Source organism: Streptomyces collinus Tu 365, assembly GCF_000444875.1.
Lineage (GTDB): Bacteria > Actinomycetota > Actinomycetes > Streptomycetales > Streptomycetaceae > Streptomyces > Streptomyces collinus_A.
In genome coordinates, this window is sequence record NC_021985.1 from 7,557,553 (window position 1) to 7,576,235 (window position 18,683).

1 protein-coding gene is annotated in these 18,683 nt (G+C 76.6%); it reads left to right on the forward strand.

Annotation, left to right across the window (positions count from 1 at the left end; translation table 11 throughout):
* Positions 1 to 112: 112 nt before the first annotated feature.
* The gene (locus B446_RS32795) at positions 113 to 18,676 is read left to right on the forward strand and encodes a non-ribosomal peptide synthetase (RefSeq protein ID WP_020943751.1); all 18,564 of its coding nucleotides are present in this window, start codon (positions 113 to 115) and stop codon (positions 18,674 to 18,676) included.
* Positions 18,677 to 18,683: the final 7 nt, after the last annotated feature.

Below are 18,683 nucleotides of genomic sequence, written 5' to 3' on the forward strand. Positions count from 1 at the left end.
ACGCACCCGCCCCGTACGCAAGGACCCCGCACCGCTTCGGTGTGCCCGCGGGCTGCCCGCGACCGCCGCGCCGGGTCCGCGCGCCGCCCCACGCCCGGAGGACTGCACCCCGATGACGGACCTGCACGCCCAGCCACCCGCCGCGCCCGCCCGCCCACCGGCCGTCCCGCCGCCGGCCCGCGCGCAGCACGCCACCCGTCACGTCCCGCTCGGTGAGCAGTTCACCCGGTGGGTGACGCGCGACCCGCACGCTCCCGCGTTGACCGACGGCCGGCGCACCTGGACGTACGGGGAACTCGCGCGGCGGGCCGCCCGGCTCGCCTCCCACCTCGTGGCGAGCGGCGCCGGACCGGAGCGGACGGTGGCACTGGTCCTGCCGCGCTCGATGGAACTGATAGCCGCCGAACTGGCCGTGGCCCTGGCCGGCGCCGCCTTCCTGCCCGTCGACCCGGGCTATCCGGCCGAACGCCGCGCGCTGATGCTCGCCGACGCCGCGCCCGCCGTCGTGCTGGACGACCCGGACCTGCTCCGCGCGCTGATGGACTCAGGGAAGCAGGATCCGAAGGCGCCCGAGAGCCACGTGCTCCCGGACCACGCGGCGTACGTCATCTACACCTCCGGCTCCACCGGCACCCCCAAGGGGGTCACCGTCACCCACCGCGGCATCGGCGGCTTCGCCGCGGCCGCAGCCGAGCGCTACGCCGCCGGCCCGGGAGACCGTGTGCTGCAGTTCTCCTCACCCAGCTTCGACGCCTCCGTACTGGAGCTGTGCGTCTCCGTCCTGTCCGGCGCCCTGCTCGTCGTCCCGCCGGACGGGCCCTGGCTGGGCGACGAGCTGGCCGCCGTGCTGGACGAGCACCGCATCACCCACGCCCTCATCCCGCCCGCCGCCCTCGCCACCCTGCCCGACCCCGCGGACACCGGCGGCGCGCCGCACCTGCGCACCCTGATCGTCGGGGCGGAGGCCTGCCCGGCCGCGCTCGTCGACCGGTGGGCGCCCGGCCGGCGCATGATCAACTCGTACGGACCGACCGAGGCCACCGTCGTCGCGACCTGGACCGGACCGCTGACCGCCGGGACCGGGACACCGGCCATCGGCAGCCCGCTGCCCGGCACCGAGGCCCACGTCCTGGACGCGGCGATGCGCCCGGTGCCGGCCGGGACCGAGGGTGAGCTGTACGTGGGCGGCGACGGACTGGCCCGCGGCTACCTCGGCCGCCCCGGCCTGACCGCGACCCGGTTCGTCGCCCACCCCTTCGGACCGCCCGGCGCCCGCCTCTACCGCACCGGCGACCGGGTGCGGCGGCGGGCGGACGGCGAGCTGGAGTTCCTCGGCCGGGCCGACCGGCAGGTGAAGGTGCGCGGCTTCCGCATCGAGCCCGGCGAGATCGAGACCGCGCTGACCCGCGACCCCGGCGTCCGCGAGGCCGTCGTCGTGGTCCGCGACGAGGAGCCCGCCCGCGGCCGGCTCGTCGGCTACGTCACGCCCGCCGACCCGGCCCGCAGACCCGAGCCCGCCCGGCTGCGCGCCGCCCTCGCCACCGTCCTGCCCGCCCACATGGTGCCCTCCGCCGTGGTCGTCCTCGACGCGATACCCCTCACCCCGCAGCACAAGACGGACCTGCGGGCGCTGCCCGCCCCCGGCGGCGTACCGGCCGAGGGGCACGTCGAGCCGCGCACCGACGACGAGCGGACCCTGGCCGGAATCTGGGCCGACGTCCTCGGCGTCCACACCGTCGGCGTCACCGACGACTTCTTCGACCTCGGCGGCGACTCGATCCTCGCCGCCCGCACCCTCACCAGGATCCGGGAGTCCCTCGGCGTCCGGCTCTCGCTGCGCGACGTGTTCACCGCACGGACCGTCGCCGCCCTCGCCCCGCTGACCGCCGAGCCGTCCGCCGCCGCGCCGCCGGACCCGATCACCCCGGCCCCGCGCACCGGGCCCGTCCCGCTCTCCAGCGCCCAGCGGCGCCTGTGGTTCCTCGACGACCTCGCCGGCGGCGGAGCCGAGTACAACACCGGCGTGGCGCTGCGGCTGCGCGGCCCGCTCGACACGCCGGCCCTGCGACGCGCCCTGCGCCGGCTCGCCGCCCGGCACGACTCCCTGCGCACCACCTTCGCCACCGTCGACGGCCAGGGCGTCCAGCTGGTCGCCGCCGAAGCGGTGCTGCCGCTGCGCACCGCCGACGCCGGGCACCTGCCCGACGACCGGCGGGACGACGCCGTCGAGCGGCTGCTGACCGAGGAACTGCGCCGCCCCCACGACCTGACGACCGGCCCCCTCACCCGGGCGCTGCTCGTCCGCCGCGGCGCCGAGGACCACGTCCTGCTGCTGGCCCAGCACCACATCGTCACCGACGGCTGGTCGGTCGGCGTGCTGACCCGGGACCTCGCCGCGCTCTACCACGCCGAGACCCGTGGCGAACCGGACGGCCTGCCCCGGCCGGGCGTGCAGTACCCGGACTTCGTGCTGTGGGAACGCGCGCGACGCGCCGGTGACACGGACGCCGACGACCTCGGCTACTGGAAGCGCCGGCTGGCCGGCCTGCCGCACCTGGAACTGCCCACCGACCGCCCCCGGCCGGCGGTGCGCACCACCGAGGGCGCGGCCCACCGCCACGACCTCCCCGCGCACCTGGTGGACCGGCTGCGCCGGCTGGCCCAGGGTCGCGGCACGACCGTCTTCACCCTGTTCGCCGGGGCGGCGGCCGTGCTGTTCTCCCGCTGCTCCGGGCAGCGGGACGTGGCGTTCGGGACCGTCACCACCGGGCGCGACCGCCGCGAACTGGAGGACGTGACCGGCTTCTTCGCCAACACCGTGGTGCTGCGCGGCGAGGTCGACGACGCCCTCACCGTCGACCGGTTCGTGGAGTCCATGCGCGCGACCGTCCTGGACGCCTTCGCGCACGACGGCGTCCCCTTCGACCGGGTGGTCGAGGAACTGGCCCCGCCGAGGGACCCCAGCCGCACCCCCCTGGTGCAGGTGCTGGTGGTGCAGCAGACGGCGCCCGAGCGCCCCCCGGCGGCGGCCGGGGTGCGGATCGAGGAGCACCCGCTGCCCCGCCCGGCCGCCCGTTTCGACCTGGTGTTCGAGTTCGCGCCGCGTGCCGACGGCGGCTGCGGGCTGACCGTCGAGTACAGCACCGGCCTGTACGACGCGGCGACCGCGGCCCGCATGAGCCGGCAGCTGCACCGCCTGCTGGAAGGCATGGTGGACGGCCCGCACCGGACGGTGGCCGAACTGCCGCTGCTGTCGGACGACGAGCGGCGCACACTCCTCGACTCCTGGAACCCGCCCGCGCCGGCCGGCGACCCCGCCGACGGCGCCACGCTTCCCGCGCTGTTCGAGGCCCAGGTGCGCCGCACCCCCGACCGGACCGCCGTGACCTGCGGCGGGACCCGGCTGGACTACGCCGCGCTGAACCGGCGCGCCAACCGGCTCGCCCGGATGCTGACGGCGCGCGGCGCGGGCCCGGAGTCCCTGGTGGCACTCTGCCTGCCGCGCTCCGCCGACCTGCTGCCGGTGCTGTGGGCCGTCCTGAAGTCGGGCGCCGGCTATCTGCCCGTCGACCCCGGCTACCCCGCCGAGCGGATCCGTCACATGCTCGACGACGCGGCCCCCGCCCTCGTCGTCGCCACCCGTGCGACCGCCCACGCGCTCCCCGGCGACTGCGAGCCGCTGCTCCTGGAGGACGCCGAGCCGTCCGGCGACGGTGAGGCGGACCCGACCGACGCCGACCGGATCCGGCCGCTGCACCCGTCCCACCCCGCGTACGTCATCTACACCTCCGGCTCCACCGGCCGCCCCAAGGGCGTGGTGGTCACCCACCGCAGCGTGGCCGCGCTGGCCGCCTGGGCGCGGGAGACCTTCGGCGCTCAGGGGCTGGCGCACGTCGTCGCGTCCACCTCCCTCAACTTCGACGTGTCCGTCTTCGAGCTGCTGTGCCCGCTCCTGGCCGGCGGCGGCGTCGAGGTGGTCGCCGACCTCCCGTCCCTCGTCGATGCTCCCGGACCGCGCAAGGTGGGTCTCCTCAGCGGTGTCCCGTCCGTGCTCTCCCGCGTGCTCGGCTCCGGCGGCGCCGTCGAGGCCGACACCGTCGTCCTGGCCGGGGAGGCCCTGCCCGCCCGGACCGTACGGGACATCGCGGACGTCATGCCCGCGGCCCAGGTGGCGAACCTCTACGGCCCGACCGAGGCCACCGTGTACGCCACCGCCTGGTTCGCCCACGGCACCGTCCCCGACCAGGCCCCGCCCATCGGCCGCCCCGTGGCGCACACCCGCGCCTACGTGCTGGACCGCCTCCTGCGCCCCCAGCCCCCGGGCGTCACGGGCGAGTTGTACCTCGGCGGCGGCGGACTGGCCCGCGGCTACCTGCGGCGCCCGGGGCTGACCGCGGCCCGCTTCGTCGCCGACCCGTTCGGCGCCCCCGGCGACCGCATGTACCGCACCGGCGACCTGGTGCGCTGGAGCGCCGACGGCAGCCTCGAGTACCTCGGCCGCATCGACCAGCAGGTCAAGGTGCGCGGCTTCCGCATCGAACTGGGCGAGGTGGAGGAGGCGCTGCGCCACTGCGCCGGTGTCACCGAGGCCGCCGCGACCGTCCGCGACGGCGACGGCGACGGCCACCGCCGCCTGGCCGGATACGTCGTCGCCGCCCCGGGCGCCCGCGTGGACCCGGAGGCGGTGCGCCGTGAACTCGGGCGCACCCTGCCCGACTACATGGTCCCCGCGGCCGTCGTGGTGCTGCCCGCCCTGCCGCTCAACGCCAACGGGAAACTGGACCGAGGCCGGCTCCCCGAGCCCGCGCCCGCCGAGACGGCCGTACGCCACGTCACCCCCCGCACCCCCACCGAACGGACCCTCGCCGCCATCTGGGCCGACGTGCTGCACGTGGAGCGGGTGGGAGCGGACGACAACTTCTTCGCGCTGGGCGGCGACTCCATCCTCAGCATCCAGGTCGTCGCCCAGGCCCGGCAGGCGGGGCTGACGATCACCTCGCGGGACGTGTACCGGCACCAGACGGTGGCCGCGCTGGCCCGCCGCGCCGACGAGGCGGGCAGCCGGGGGCCCGCCGCCGCGCCCGCACCCGTCCCGGCGACGGGCTCCGCGCCGCTGACCCCCATCCAGCGCTGGCTCTTCGACAGCGCCGCCGAGCGGGCCGGGCACTTCGCCCAGACCCTCTCGGTGGAACTGCGCGCCGACGTCGACGCGGCGGCCCTGGAGGCCGCCCTCGGCGACGTCGTCGCCCACCACGACGCCCTGCGCTCCCGGTTCCCCGCCGACGGGACGGCCGTACGGTGGCTGATCGACGGCCCGGCCGCCCCCTTCCGCCTGGCCCGCCACACCGGCCCGGACACCGACACCCCGCACCTCGGCCCGCACGACCTGCCCGGCGGACCGATGCTGCGTGCCGTCCTGCACGACCGGGGCTCAGGACGGCCGCCCGTCCTGCACCTGGCCGTCCACCACCTGGTCGTCGACGGAGTGTCCTGGCGTCTGCTGCTGGACGACCTCGACCTCGCCTACCGCGCCCGCGGCACCGGCGGGGACGGAGCGGTCGCGCTGCCCCAGAAGTCGTCCCCGCTGCGGCAGTGGGCCGAGCGCCTCGCCGCGCACGCCGCCGCCGGCGGCTTCGACGACGAGCGGGAGTACTGGACGCGGGCGACCGACGGCGCCCGGTCCGGCCTGCCGTCGGACCGCACGGGCACCAACACCTACGCCTCCCAGCGCTCGGTGACGGTACGCCTCGACCCGCACGCCACCGAGGCGCTCCTGCGCACCCTGCCCGAGACCTACCGGACCCGGGCCAACGACGTCCTGCTCGCCGCCCTCGGCCGGGTGCTGTGCGGCTGGACCGGGCACGACCGGGTGCTGGTGGACGTCGAGGGCCACGGCCGCGAGGACCTGTTCGCCGACGTCGACACCAGCCGCACCGTCGGCTGGTTCACCACCCGCCACCCCGTCGCCCTCGCCGTCCCGCCCGAGGCGGACTGGGACGCCGTGCTCAAGCAGGTCAAGGAACAGCTGCGCGCGGTGCCCCACCACGGCCTCGGCCACGGCCTCCTGATCCGGCCGGGCCGGGACACCGCACCGCTGCCGGCGACCCCCGCGCAGATCAGCTTCAACTACCTGGGCCGCTTCGGGCTCTCCGGGACCTCTGAGGGGCTGTACGGCGGCCTGTTCCGCCCGCTGGAGCTGGACGCGGACCCCTCGGCGTCCCGCCCGCACGCCCTTGAGGTGGTGGGCCGGCTGGACGGCGACGGCCTGGAGTTCACCTGGTTCTACTCCGACGAGCTGCACCGGCCGGAGACCGTCGAGGACCTCGCCGGGCGGTACGCCGACGCGCTGGCCGGCCTCGCCCGCCACGCGTCCCGGCCCGGCGCCGCCGGACGCACACCCTCGGACTTCCCGCTCGCCCGGCTCGACCAGACGCACGTCGACCGCATCGCGGGCGAGCACCCCGCGGACGTGGAGGACGTCCACCCCCTCACGCCCACGCAGGCCGGCATGCTCTTCCACCGGCTCTCGCAGGACGACCGCGGCGTGTACTTCCAGCAACTGACCTTCGTCCTCGACGGCGTCGCGGACCCGGCCGTGCTGGCGGAGGCCTGGCAGCGGGTCACGGACCGCACACCGGTGCTGCGCGCCCGCGTGGTGTGGCAGGACGTGACCGAGCCGCTCCTGGTGGTGCAGCGCCGGGCAGCGGTGCCGGTGGAGCGGCCCGACTGGCGCGGCCTGTCCGACGCCGAGTGCGACGAGCGGCTGCGCGCACTCCTCGACCAGGACCGCGCCCGCGGTGTCGACCTGAGCCGCGCGCCGCTCCAGCGCCTGGTGCTGGCCCGGGTCTCCGACCGCGCGGTCCGCGTCGTGTGGTCCTTCGACCACCTGATCCTGGACGGCTGGAGCCTCTTCCAGGTCCTCTCCGACGTCTTCGCCTGCCACGCCGGCCTGACGGGCACGGCGGACGCACCGCTGCCCGACCGCCGCCCCTTCCGCGACTACGTCGCCTGGCTGCGGGACCGCGCCGACCGGGCCGAGGCCGAACGGCACTGGCACAGCCGCCTGGACGGCCTGGACGGGACCACCGCGCTGCCCTTCGACCGCGAGCCCCGCGAGAGCCACCGCGCGGAGTCCACGCGGGCGGTGCGCGTCACCGTGCCCGAGGCCACCACCCGGGCCCTGCGGCGCCTGGCCAGGACGGCGGGCCTGACCATGAACACCCTCGTGCAGGGCGCCTGGGCCGTGCTCCTCGGCCGCCAGGCGGCGACCGACGAGGTGGTCTTCGGCACCACCGTCTCGGGACGGCCGCCCGAGCTGCCGGGGGCCGACGCCATGACCGGTCTGTTCATCGCCACCCTGCCCACGCGTGTGACCGTGCCGCGGGACGAGCCGCTGCTCACCTGGCTGGCCCGGCTCCAGCAGGAGCAGAGCGAGGACCGCCGCCACGACCACGTGCCGCTGCACCGCATGAGGGCGTTCACCCGGCTGCCCGAGCGCGCCGCCCTGTTCGACAGCATCGTGGTGTTCGAGAACTACCCGGTCGACGACGCGCTCGCCGCCGCGCACGGGCTGCGGCTCACCGGCCTGGACGGCATCGAGACCACCAACTACCCGCTCAGCCTCGTCGCCTACCCCGGCCCGGAACTCACCCTGCGCCTCGGCTACGACCCGGACCTCTTCGACGCCGCCACCGTGGAGCGGATGGCCGAGTACCTCACCGTCCTGCTGGACGGCCTCGCCACCGCGCCGGGAAGCACGCCCGCCCGGCTGCCCCTGCTGACGGCCGCCCGGCGCGAGCAGGTGCTCCACACGTGGAACGACACCGCCACCGACGCCCCCGCGGCGACCACCGCGGACCTGTTCGCCGCGCAGGTGCGGCGCACCCCCGACGCCGTCGCGCTGCTGGCCGGCGACGAGCGGCTCACCTACCGCGAACTGGACGACCGGGCGGCGGCACTGGCCGCCCGGCTCGCCGCGCGCGGGGTCCGCCCGGAGGTCCCCGTCGGCGTCCTGATGGACCGCTCGGCCGGCCTCGTCGTCACCCAGGTCGCCCTCGCCCGCCTCGGCGGCGTGTACGTCCCCCTCGACGGCAGAGCGCCGCGGGAGCGGCTGCGCACCATGCTGGCCGAAGCCGGCGCCGGCCTGCTCCTCACGGACGGGGCCTGGGAGGAGACGGCCACGGCCCTCCTCCCGGCGGAGCACGTGCTGCGGCCGGACGACGCGGGCGCCGCGCCCGCGGAACCGGCGGCCGCGCCCCGCGTCCACCCCGACAACGTCCAGTACCTGATGTTCACGTCCGGCTCCACCGGCGCCCCCAAGGGCGTGGCGGTACGGCAGCGGGACGTGACCGCGCTCGCCCTCGACCGCGCCTTCACCGGCCACGACCGGGTCCTCGTCCACTCCCCGCACGCGTTCGACGCCTCCACCTACGAGCTGTGGGTGCCGCTGCTGCGCGGCGGCACGGCCGTACTCGCCCCGCCCGGGGACCTGGAGGCCGCCGTCGTACGCCGCGCGATCACCGAACAGGGTGTGAGCTGCCTGTTCCTGACGATCGGCCTGTTCCGTCTGCTCGCCCAGGAGGACCCCGCCTGCCTGTCAGGGGCGCGCGAGGTGTGGACCGGCGGCGAGGCCGTGCCCGGCTCAGCCGTGCGGCGCGTCCTGGACGCCTGCCCGGGCCTGACCGTCGTCGACGTGTACGGCCCGACCGAGACCACCACCTTCGCCACCCGGCGGGTCTTCCGCGCCGGCGACGCGCTGCCCGCGACGCTGCCCATCGGCCGCCCCCTCGACGACACCCGGGTGTACGTCCTGGACGGCGCGCTGCAGCCGCAACCACCGGGCATTCCCGGCGAGTTGTACGTCGCGGGCGCCGGACTCGCCCGCGGCTACACCGGACGCCCGGGCGCGACGGCGGCCCGCTACCTGGCCGACCCGTTCGGTCCGCCCGGTGGCCGGATGTACCGCACCGGCGACATCGTGCGCTGGAGCGCCGACGGCGAACTGCACTTCGTGGGACGCGCCGACGACCAGATCAAGATCCGCGGCTTCCGGGTGGAACCCGCCGAGATCGAGGCCCGGATCACCGGGCACCCGGCGATCGCCGAGGCCGTGGTGTCGGTCTCACGGCACGCGGGCCGCAAGCGCCTGGTCGCCCACCTGGTGCCCGCCCCCGGCGCGGCGGTGCCGGCGGCGGCGGAGCTGCGCGACCGGCTCTCCGGTGACCTGCCCGACTACATGATCCCCGCCGCGTTCGTCACCGTGGCCGAGCTGCCCCTGACCGCGAACGGCAAGGTCGACCGGCGGCGGCTGCCGGCACCCGACCTGTCGGCGGCGGCCGACACCGCCTACCGCGCACCGCGCACCGAGGCCGAGCGGGTGCTCGCCGGGATCTGGGCCGAACTCCTCGGCGTGGAACGGGCCGGCGCCGACGACAACTTCTTCATGCTGGGCGGCGACTCGATCGTCAGCATCCAGGTCGTCTCCCGCGCCCGCACCGCGGGACTGGCGCTGACCCCGCGGGACGTGTTCCGGCACCCCACGCTCGCCGCCCTGGCCACCGCCGCCACCGGCGCGACCGCGACCGTCGCGGGCACCGCTCCGGTCAGCGGCGAGGCCGGGCTCACCCCGATCCAGCACTGGTTCCTCGACGCCGAGCCGCCGCGCCCGGAGTACTTCAACCAGTCCGTGCTCGTCGAGACGGCCGGGGCCGTGGACACCGACGCGCTGGCCGCCGCCCTGGCCGCGCTGTGGGCCCACCACGACGCCCTGCGCGCCCGCTTCACCCGCGCCGCGGACGGCACCTGGCACCAGGAGATCACCGCGGCGGACACCGGGGCGCCCCGCCTGCTGGACGTCCACGACCTGCACGCCCTCGACGCCGAGGCCGCCGCACAGGCCGAGGAGCACCTCTCCCACGAGGCGCACACCGGCTTCCGGCTGGACACGGGCCCGCTGGTCGCCGCCCGGCTGTTCACCCGCGCGGACGGGCCGGCGCGGCTGCTGCTGGCCGCCCACCACCTGATCGTCGACGGTGTCTCCTGGCGCGTCCTGCTGGAGGACCTGGAGACCGCCTACGGCCAGGCCCGGGCCGGCGAGCCGATCCGGCTGCCGGGGCGCACGACGTCCGCGCGCACCTGGGTGCAGAGGCTCACCCGGCGTACCCGCGCAGGGGAGTTCGCGGCCCAGCGCGCCCACTGGGAGGCCGTCTCACGGCACTGCGCCGCACCGCTGCCGGTGGACCTCGACGGCGGCAACACCGCCGGCGACCTGTGCGCCGTGACCGTACGCCTGGACCGCCGGCGGACCGACGACCTGCTGCGCCGGGTCCCCGGCGTCTACCGCACCCGGATCGACGACGTCCTGCTGACCGCGCTCGGCCGCGTGCTGACCGACTGGACCGGCCGCGGCACCGTCGCCGTGGGCCTCGAGGGGCACGGCCGCGAGGACCAGCTCTTCGACGACCTGGACCTGTCCCGCACGGTCGGCTGGTTCACCAGCCTCTTCCCGGTCGCCCTGCGACTGCCCGAGGGGGACTGGGGGGCCGCTCTGAAGTCCGTCAAGGAGCAGCTGCGGGCCGTGCCCGACCGGGGCGTCGGCTACGGCGCGCTGCGCCACCTCGCGGGCGACGAGGCGCTCGCCGCCGCACCGCTGCCCGGCATCAGCTTCAACTACCTGGGCCGGTTCGACTGGTCGGCCGACGGCGGCGCGCTGGTCGGGTCGGTCCCCGGCGGCCTGGGCGGCGCGGAGGACCCCGGGGCGCCGCGGCCGCACCTGCTGGACGTGGTGGCCCGGGTGGAGGACGACGAGCTGGAGATCACCTGGCACTACAGCGGCGGACGCCACCGCGAGGAGACGGTGCATGCCCTCGCCGCGGGCATGCTGCGGTCACTGGAGGAGATCGTCGCGCACTGCGCCGCCCCGGACGCCGGCGGCCGCACGCCCTCGGACTTCCCGCTGGCCCGGCTCGACCAGGGCGCCGTCGACCGGATCGCGGGCGACGGACGCACCGTGGAGGACGTGTACCCGCTCACGCCGATGCAGGCGGGCATGCTGTTCCACAGCCTGATGGACGCCGGCGCCCGCACCTACGTGAACCAGGTGCAGGTGGTGCTGCACGGCGTCACCGACCCGCACGCGCTCGCCGAGGCGTGGCGGCACACGGCGGACGCCACCGCGATCCTGCGCACCCGCCTGGTGTGGCAGGAGACCGCCGAACCCCTCCAGGTGGTGCAGCGGCGGGCCGTCCTGCCCGTCACCCACCACGACTGGAGCGGGCGGTCCGCCGAGGAGTGCGCGCGGGACATGGAGGCGCTGCTCGACGCGGACCGGCGGGCCGGGATCGACCTGGCCGCGGCCCCGCTCACGCGGCTCGCACTGATCCGCCTGGCCCCGGACCGGGTGCGCATGGTGTGGACGTTCCACCACGTCCTGCTCGACGGCTGGAGCGCGGCCCAGGTGTTCGACGAGGTGTGCGAGCGGTACGCGGCGCTGACCGCCGGACGCCGCCCGCAGGTGCCCGGCCGGGCACCCTTCGCCGACTACCTGCGGTGGCTGGCCGGCCGCGACACCGGCCGCGCGGAGCGCTACTGGCGCGGGACGCTGGCCGGCTTCACCGCGCCCACCGCGCTGCCGCGCGACCGGCGCCCCGCCGACGCCCACCGCACGTCGTCCTCGGGCACGGTCCGGGTGGCCCTCGGACCGGAGGTGTCGGCCAGGCTGAAGGAGACCGCGCAGCGGGCCGGGCTGACCGTCAACACGATGCTCCAGGGCGCCTGGGGCCTGCTGCTGCACCACTTCGGCGGCGGCGACGACGTCGTCTTCGGCACGACCGTGTCCGGCCGCCCGGCCGAACTGCCCGGTGTGACCTCCATGGTGGGCCTGTTCATCAACACCGTGCCCACCCGGCTGCGGATCGACGGCCGCCGCCCCCTGCTGGAGTGGCTGCGCGAGGTGCAGACCGCCCAGTCCGAGGCGCGCGGCCACGACTTCGTGTCCCTCGCCCAGGTCCAGGGCTGGAGCGAGGTCCCCGGCGGCACCAACCTGTTCGACAGCATCGTCGTCTTCGAGAACTACCCCTTCGACGCGGGCGCCCTGGCCCGGCACGGGCTCGCCGTGGAGCAGGAACGCGACCTGGAGCCGACCAACTACCCGCTCAGCGTGGTCGTCGCCCCCGGCGACGACGTGACGGTGTCCCTCGACTACGACCCGCAAGGCTTCGACGCCGCCACCGTCGAAGGGCTCGGCGCCGCCCTGCGCACCCTGCTGACCTCGATGGCCGACGGAGCCGGCCACCGCCTGGCCGACCTTCCGGTCCTCGCGCCGGACGACGGCCGCCGCCTGCTGGACCGGCTCGCGGGACCGGTGGCGGAGCCGCCGCACCGCACGCTGCCGGACGTCTTCGCGGACCAGGCGGCCCGCACCCCCGACGCCCCGGCCGTGACCGCCGGTGCGGAACACCTGACGTATCGGCAGCTGAACGAGCGCGCCGACCGGTTGGCCCGCCTCCTCATCGAGGCGGGGGCCGGACCGGAGCGGTTCGTCGCGCTGGCCCTGCCCCGCGGAGCCGACCTGATCGTGGCGCTCCTCGCGGTCCTCAAGAGCGGCGCCGCCTACCTCCCGGTCGATCCCGGCCACCCGGCGGACCGCATCGCGTTCCTCTTCGAGGACGTCCGGCCCGACGCGGTGATCACCTGCGCGGAGACCTCCGCACGGCTGCCGGAGGGCCCGTACACACGCATCGCGCTGGACGACGCGGCCTGCGCCGCGCGTCTCGCCGCCGGGTCCGCCGCGCCGGTGAGCGACGGCGAGCGGCGGAGCGCGCTGCTGCCGGAGCACCCCGCCTACGTCATCCACACCTCCGGCTCCACCGGCCGCCCCAAGGGTGTGGTCGTCTCCCACGCCTCGGTGGTGGCGCTGACCGACTGGGCCGCCGCCGAGTTCACCGGCCGGGGACTCGACCACGTCGTGGCCTCCACGTCGCTCAACTTCGACGTGTCCGTGTTCGAGATCCTCTCGCCGCTGCTGGCCGGCGGCCACGTGGAGCTGGTCCGCGACGTGCTCGCCCTCGCCGAACGGCCCGGCCCGTGGCACGCCGGACTGCTCAGCGCGGTCCCCTCCGCCCTGGGCCGCCTGCTGGCCGAGGACACCGTGCGCGTCACCGCGGGCACCGTCGTCCTGGCCGGCGAGGCGCTGCCCGCCCGCGCGGTGCGTCAGGTGCACGCGGCGATCCCCGGCTGCCGGGTCATGAACATCTACGGCCCCACCGAGGCCACCGTCTACGCCACCGCCTTCACCTGCGACCCGGCCGACCCGGACCGGGACCCGCCCATCGGCCGGCCCGTCGGCGGCGCCCGCGCCTACGTCCTCGACGCCCGTCTGCGGCCCGTGCCCACCGGGGCGCCCGGCGAGCTGTACCTCGCCGGGACCGGCGTCGCCCGCGGCTACCTGAACCGGCCCGGCCTGACCGCGTCCCGCTTCCTCGCCGACCCCTTCGGCCCGCCCGGCGGCCGCATGTACCGCACCGGCGACCTGGTGCGCTGGACGGCCGACGGCGACCTGGTGTACCTCGGCCGGACCGACGACCAGGTCAAGGTGCGCGGCTTCCGCATCGAACTCGGCGAGGTGGAGGCCGTGCTGGCCGGGCACCCCGAGGTGGCCGCGGCCGCCGCCCGGGTCGTGGAACACGAGGGCCACAAGCGCCTCGTGGGCTACGCCGTGCCCCGCGGCGGCGACACCCCCGCACCGGCCGACCTGCGCGCCTTCCTCGCCCGGACGCTGCCCGACCACCTGGTCCCGGCGGTCGTGGTGCCGCTGGAGCGGCTGCCGCTGGGCGCCACCGGCAAGCTGGACCGCCGGGCCCTGCCCGAACCGGTCTGGTCGGCCCCCGCCGCGGAGGGCGGCCGGCCGCCGCGCACCGACGGCGAGCGGACGCTCGCCGCGATCTGGTCCGAGGTGCTGGGCGTGGCCGACGTGGGCGCGACGGACAACTACTTCGCGCTCGGCGGCGACTCCATCCTCGGCATCCAGATCGTCTCCGCGGCCCGCCGGGCCGGTCTCGCGCTGACGCCCCGGCACCTCTTCCGGCACCAGACCGTCGCCGAACTGGCCGCGGCGGTCGAGGAGGCCCCGGCCGCGACGGCCGACGCCGAACAGGGCCCGGTCACCGGGGACGTCCCCCTCACGCCGGTCCAGCACTGGCTGTTCGACACCCTCGGCGGCGACCCGGCCCGCCTCACCCAGGCGGTCTCCTACGAGCTGGCACCCGGCACCGACGTGCCGCTGCTGCGCGCCGCCCTGGCGGCGGTGCTGGAGCGGCACGACGCGCTGCGCATGCGCTGCGAACAGGACGCCGACGGACGGTGGCGCCAGTACGGCACGCCGCCCGGCGCCGCGCCGCACCTCGACGTGCACGACACGCCCAAGGAGCCGGCCGCCGTGGCCGCCGGTCTGTGCGCCGGGTTCGACCTGGCGAAGGGGCCGCTCCTCAAGGCCGCCCTGTGCCGCCCCGACGGCCACCGCCCGCCCGTCCTCGTGCTGGCCGCCCACCACCTGGTCGTCGACGCCGTGTCCTGGCGCGTGCTCCTGGAGGACCTGGACACCGCCCACCGGGCCCTGCGCGCCGGTGCCACGCCCGCCCTCGGGGCCAAGACCACGTCCTTCCGCACCTGGGCCCGGCGCCTGGCCGCATACACCGCGGACGGCGGCTTCGACGACGAGCTCGCGCACTGGAGCGCACTGCGCCCCACCGCCCTGCCCACCGACCTCGACGGCGGCAACGCCGGCGCCGACGAGGAGACCGTGACGGTGAGCCTCGGCGAGGAGGACACCCGCCGGCTGCTGCAGGAGGTGCCGGACGCCTACCGCACCCGCGTCAACGACGTCCTGCTGTGCGCCGTCGGCCGGGTCCTGGCCCGGTGGACGGGGCAGGACCGGGTGGTGCTCGCGCTGGAGGGCCACGGCCGCGAGGACCTCTTCGACGACGTCGACCTCTCCCGCACCGTCGGCTGGTTCACCACCATGTTCCCGGTCGGCCTCGACGTGCCGCGGGACGCCGACCTCGCCACCGCGCTGAAGACGGTCAAGGAGAACCTCCGCGGCGTACCCCGCGGGGGAGTGGGCTACGGCGCGCTGCGGCATCTGCACCCCACGGCGGGACGCGCACTGCCCGGTCTGCCGCAGGTCGGCTTCAACTACCTGGGGCAGCAGGACCGGACCGGGCCCGCCGACGGCCTGCTGCGAGCCCCCCACGACGGACTGACCGGCGGCATGGACCCCTCGGCCGACCGCCCGCACCTCCTCGACGTCCTCGGCCGGGTCAGCGGCGGGCGACTGGAGTTCACCTGGTCGTACTCCCGGCGGGCACACCGGCACGACACCGTCGCACGCCTCGCTCGGGAGACCGCCCAGGAACTGCGGGAGATCGTCCGGCACTGCTCCGCACCCGGCGCCGGCGGCCGCACCCCGTCGGACTTCCCGCTGGCCGCGCTGGACCAGCGGGCCGTGGACCGGCTGGCCGGCGACGGGCGCGACGTCACGGACGTCTACCCCCTCACCCCCACCCAGACCGGCATGGTCGTGCACGGCATGGACGAGCCCGGCGAGGGCCTCTACGTCGAGCAGATCACCTTCGTCGCGGACGGCGTGCGCGAGCCCCGGCTGCTCGCGGCCGCCTGGCAGCACGTCGTCGACCGCACCCCCGTGCTGCGCACCGCCGTGGCCCTGGGCGAGCTGCCGGTCCCGCTGCAGACCGTGCACCGCCACGTCACCCTGCCCGTCACCGAGCTCGACTGGAGCGGCCTGGACCCGGCGCGGCGGCGGACGGCGCTCGAGCGGCTGCTCGACGAGGACCGCGCCCGCGGCCTCGCCCTCGACCACCCCCCGCTGCTGCGCGTCACCCTGATCCGCCTCGGTCCCGACGAGGTGCGCGTGGTGTGGACCTTCCACCACGTCCTGCTGGACGGCTGGAGCGTCTTCCACGTCCTGTCGGACGTGATGGCCGCACACGCCGCGCTCGCCGCCGGCGGCGAGCCGGAACTGCCGCCGCGGCGGCCCTTCGCCGACTACGCCGCCTGGCTGGCCGGCCGGGACGCGGCCGCCGCCGAGGAACACTGGAAGACCGCGCTGGCCGGGTACGCCGCGCCCACCGCGCTGCCGTACGACCGCAGGCCCGCGCCGGGCGCCGCCGCCCGGTCGGGAACCTGGCTGTCCCGGCGGCTCGGCGCCGACGGCACCGCCCGGCTGACGGACTTCGCCCGCCGTCACCGGCTCACCCTCAACACCCTGGTCCAGGGCGCCTGGGCGCTGCTGCTCGCCCGCGCCGGCGGCGAGCGTGAGGTGTGCTTCGGCACCACCGTCTCCGGCCGGCCCGCCGACCTGGCGGGCGCGGACACGATCACCGGCCTGTTCATCACCACCCTGCCCGCGCGGATCACCGTGGACGAGTCCACGCCGTGCGCGGCCTGGCTGCGCGAACTCCAGGCCGCCCGCGCGGAGGACCGGCGCTTCGACCACGTGCCGCTGACCGACCTCCACCAGTGGAGCGAACTGCCGCCCGGCACCTCCCTGTTCGACAGCCTGCTGGTCTTCGAGAACTACCCCGTGGGCGACGCCACCGCCGGCGCGCACGGGGTGCGGATCCGGGACCTCGACGCCCGCGAGGCGACCAACTACCCGCTCACCGTGGTGATCTCGCCCGGCGACGAGCTGAGCGTGGAACTCGGCTACGACCCCCGGTACTTCGACGAGGCGACGGCCGAGGCCCTGGCCGCCCGGCTGACGCACACCCTGACCGCGCTCGCCGCGTCCGGCGACCGGGCGCCGCTGTACACCGTCGACGTGCTGCCGCCCGCGGAGCGCCACCGGCTGCTGCACGGCCCCGCACGCCCGCACCTGCCGCCGGTGCCCCCGGCGACGCTGCCCGCGCTGTTCGAGACGGCGGCCGACCGGTGGCCCGACAGGACGGCCCTCGACACGGGGGAGTCGACGCTGACCTTCGGCGAGGCGGAGGCCCACGCCAACCGGCTGGCGCACCGCCTCCTCGCGCGTGGCGCCGGGCCCGGCGACCTCGTCGCGCTGGTCCTGGCCCGCTCGGCGGACATGGCCCTCGCCCAGCTCGCCGTCACCAAGGCGGGCGCCGCCTTCGTCCCGGTGGACCCCGGCTACCCGGCCGAGCGGGTCGCGCTGATGCTGCGCGACGCGGACCCCGCCGTCACCCTCACCGCCGAGGAGGTCGCCGGCCTGCTCGCCGCGCCGCCCGACGGCACGCCCGCCCACCGGCCCACCGACGCCGACCGGGTCCGCCCGCTCCAGCTCGACGACCCGGCGTACGTCATCTACACCTCCGGCTCCACTGGCACCCCCAAGGGCGTCGTCGTCACCCACCGCGGGCTGGCCGGCTTCGCCGCCGCCGAGGCCGCGCACTACCGGGTCAGCGCGGGCGACCGCGTCCTGGCCTTCGCCACGCCCAGCTTCGACGCCTCCGTGCTGGAGCTGTGCATGGCGTGGCCGAGCGGCGCGGCCCTCGTCGTGCCGCCGCCCGGCCCGCTTCTCGGCGCCGACCTGGCCGGCTTCCTGCGCACGGGGCGCATCACGCACACCCTGCTGCCGCCCGCGGCGCTCGCCACGCTCCCGCCGGACACCCCCGGCACCCTGCCGGACCTGCGCACCCTGATCGTCGGCGCGGACGCCTGCCGGGCCGAACTGGCCGCCCGGTGGGCACCGCACCACCGCATGGTCAACTCCTACGGCCCCACCGAGGCGACCGTCGTCGCCACCTGGTCGGACCCGCTGGTACCGGACGGCGGCGCGCCGCCCATCGGCCGCGCGCTGCCCGCCACCGGCGCCTACGTCCTCGACGCGCGCCTGCGCCCCGTCCCGGACGGCGTGCCCGGCGAACTGTGGCTCGCCGGCCCGGCCCTGGCCCGCGGCTACCTGGGCCGCCCCGGACTGACGGCGACCCGCTTCACCGCCGACCCGTTCGGACCGCCCGGCACCCGCATGTACCGCACCGGCGACCTCGTCCGGCGCGACGCCCGCGGCGAACTGCACTACCTCGGCCGCACCGACCACCAGCTCAAGCTGCGCGGCCACCGCATCGAGGCCGGCGAGGTGGAGGCGACCCTGGTGCGCCACCCGGCGGTGCTGGACGCCGTGGTGAGCGTGCGCGAGGACGAGCCGGGGCTGCCGCGCCTGGTGGCCCACCTGCTCGTGGCGCCCGGCGCCGAGCCGCCCTCCGCGGCTCAGCTGAGGGCCTTCGCCGCCCGCACCCTGCCCGGCCCCATGGTGCCCTCGGCGTTCGTCACGCTGGACCGCTTCCCGCTCACGGAGAACGGCAAGACGGACCGGGCGGCGCTCCCCGCGCCCGGCCCGCTGGCGGAGGAGCCGGCCGCCGGGCACGTGCCGCCCCGCACCCCCACCGAGGAGGCCGTCGCCGCCCTGTGGGAGGAGGCCCTGGAGACCGCCGTGGGCGCCGAGGACGACTTCTTCGACCTGGGCGGCGACTCCCTGCGCGCCCTGCAGATCGCCTCCCGCGCCAACGACCTCTTCGGCGTGACGCTCACCCCCCGCGACGTCCTGGTCAACCGCACCGTCGCCGCCCTGGCGGACCTGGTGGAGGAACAGGTGCTGAGCGAACTCGAAGACGCCGCACGCGGCGACAGCGACCACGAAGAACGGTGAGGACCGG

Coding starts and splice junctions, on each gene's coding strand:
- B446_RS32795 (WP_020943751.1), top strand. CDS start 113: ATGACGGACCTGCACGCCCAGCCACCCGCCGCGCCCGCCCGCCCACCG.